This window comes from Streptomyces sp. SID11385, assembly GCF_010548245.1.
Lineage (GTDB): Bacteria > Actinomycetota > Actinomycetes > Streptomycetales > Streptomycetaceae > Streptomyces.
Window position 1 is genome coordinate 1 of record NZ_JAAGLR010000574.1, and the last position, 2,568, is coordinate 2,568.

Consider the following 2,568-nt stretch of genomic DNA (forward strand, 5'->3'; position numbering starts at 1 on the left):
CGCGGCGCTCGGTGACCTCGGCGACACGGGTCTCGACGGAGGCGAGGCGCTCGGTCAGCTCGGTGACCCGGGACTGCGCCGACTCGCGCCGCTCCATGATCTCCAGGACCACGTCCTCCAGATCGCCCTGGCGCTTGGCGAGCGAGGCGATCTCGCGCTGGAGGTTCTCCAGGTCCTTCGGCGAGGTGACCGTGCCCGAGTCCAGGCGCTGCTGGTCGCGGGTCGTACGGGTGCGGACCTGGTCGACGTCCTGCTCGGCCTTGGTCTGCTCGCGGGCGGTGTCGCCCTCCTCGGTGCGGGCGGCCACGAGCAGGTCGCGCAGCCCGGTGGCGTCCTTGCCGAGCCCGGTCAGTTCGGCGTGCTCGGGCAGCGACTCCTTGCGGTGGGCGAGCTGGCCGAGACGGGTGTCGAGGGCCTGGAGGTCGAGCAGGCGGACCTGGTCTGCGGGTGCGGCGTTCAGTTGGGGGCTCCTGTGGAATCGAAGTGTGCGGACCAGGGGTCGGTGACCGTCTTCGAGACGTGCACCCGCAGCTCCCAGCCGTGGCGGTCGGAGATCTCGTCGAGCTGTGCGGCGGCCTGCTCGCACCAGGGCCACTCGGTGGCCCAGTGGGCGGCGTCGATGAGGCCGAGCGGGCTGTGCCCGGTGGCCTCGGAGGCCGGGTGGTGGCGCAGGTCGGCGGTGAGGAAGGCGTCCGCGCCCGTGGCCCGTACGGCGTCGAAGAGGCTGTCGCCCGCGCCGCCGCTCACGACCACCTTGCGCACCGGCGCCTCGGCGTCGCCCGCGAGGCGGATGCCCTGCGCGGTCGCCGGGAGGGCGCGCGCGGCGGCTTCCGCGAGGGCGCCGAGGGTCAGCGGGCGGGTGGGCTCGCAGACGCGGCCGAGGCCGCGGCGGCCCTCGGGGTCGGTGGTGTCGGGCACGAGCGGGCCGAGGACGCGCAGGCCGAGCGCGCCGGCGAGGGCGTCGCTGACGCCGGGGTCGGCGCTGTCGGCGTTGGTGTGCGCGACGTGCAGGGCGATGTCGTGCTTGATGAGGTCGTGCACGACGCGGCCCTTGAAGGTCGCCGCCGAGACGGTCGTGGTGCCGCGCAGGTAGAGGGGGTGGTGCGTGACGAGGAGGTCGGCGCCGAGGCGGATCGCCTCCTCGGCGATCTCGTGGACGGGGTCCACGGCGAACAGGACGCGGCTCACCCGCGCTTCCGGGTCCCCGACGACGGTGCCGACGGCGTCCCAGGACTCGGCGCGGTGCGCGGGCCAGAGGGCGTCGAGGGCGGCGGTGACTTCGGAGAGGCGGGGCACGGGGGCAAGGTTACCGGGAGCGGGCGGGGTTCCTCCGGGGCGGTACGACGGGGTACCCGCGGGACGGTACGGCGGGGTAGCCCCGGGACGGTACGGGGAGGAGCGGCGGGAGCACGGAGTGAGCACAAGGTGTCCCGGATGTCTGGCGATTCGCCGGTTCGCCACCCGTTGGGGTGAAGTCGGGGGTCCTGGGCTGCCGTGAGGGCGCGCGAAAACTAGCTTCGTCGCCGGAGGTGACGCAGCGATGACGGTCAGTGAGACCGCGTGGCCGCAGGGTGAGGGTCCCGGATTCGTGGTGGCGGCGGACGGTTCGTACGCCGCGCGGACCGTGCCCCCCGGCGGGCCCGACGCGGGCGGAACGGCGGGGCGGCACGTGGAGCGGTGGACGCTCGGCGGGCCGGAGCCCTTCGCCGTACCGCTGCCCGTGGCGCGCCCCGAGCCGCCGGGCACCGAGGCGCAGCCCCTGCCGGACGGCCGGGTCCTCGTGCACCGGCCGGAAGGCCCCATGCACTACTTCTCCCTGCTGTACCCGAGCGGACCGGAGACGGGCGAACTGCCGCTCGGCGCCGTCGAGCACGTACGCGCCGACGGTTCGCCGGGGCCGCTGCGGCTGCTCCCGCCGAGCCCCGTGCCGGGGCGCGTGTACGCGCTCGCCCCGGGGCTGCACTCGACGGCCGTGTGGCTCGTCGCGGGCGGCGCCTTCGGGCCCGAGCACCTCGCGGAGATCCCGGGGAGGTGCGCGGGCGGCGTGTGGCTGGACCGCGAGGCGCGGATGCTCGCCGTGGACCGTACGGGCGAGGACGGCGTGACGAAGGCCGTCGCCGTCGACCTCGAACGCGCGGGCGAGGTCTCGCCGCTGCTCCAGATCGCCGAGGGCAGCGACGACCGGCTGCTGAGCGCCGACGTGGACAGCGGGCTGCTCCTCGTCCGCTCCGACGCGCCGGGGCAGGACCGGCTCGGCTGGGGGGTGCTCGGCAGCGCGCTGCCCGTGCGCTTCCCCGAGTGCCTGCACCTGTCCGAGGCCCGTCTCACGCCCTTCGCCGTGCAGCCGGGGCAGGACCTGCTGCCCGAACACAGCGCGGTCGCCTTCCGCGTGGACGGCCCGGTGGGCGGCAGCTGGATCGGCGTGTGGCGCCCGGTGGGCCGCCGCCTCCACCAGCTCCCCGCGCCGCGCGGCTGGCTCACGGGCGGCGGCCTGTGGACGCGCGACGGCGTGCTGCGGCTGCCGTACGCGGAGGGGGCGGGCCCCTGCGGGCTCGCGAGGGTCACGTG

The 2,568-nt window shown here is 75.9% G+C and carries 2 protein-coding genes and 1 pseudogene; 1 reads left to right on the forward strand and 2 read right to left on the reverse strand.

Annotation, left to right across the window (positions count from 1 at the left end; translation table 11 throughout):
• Positions 1–460 (reverse strand): annotated as a pseudogene (locus G3I42_RS17495) (hypothetical protein); the annotation flags it as partial.
• Positions 457–1,296 carry a Nif3-like dinuclear metal center hexameric protein gene (locus tag G3I42_RS17500; RefSeq protein WP_164287045.1) on the reverse strand — a complete coding sequence of 280 codons (840 nt, stop codon included), beginning with the start codon at positions 1,294–1,296 and terminating at the stop codon, positions 457–459. The pseudogene G3I42_RS17495 and the gene G3I42_RS17500, both read right to left, overlap by 4 nt.
• Positions 1,297–1,540: 244 nt before the next feature.
• On the opposite strand from G3I42_RS17500, the gene G3I42_RS17505 reads away from it, so the two are divergent.
• Positions 1,541–2,568: hypothetical protein (locus G3I42_RS17505; protein ID WP_164287047.1), on the forward strand; the 1,028-nt coding region annotated here is incomplete at its 3' end.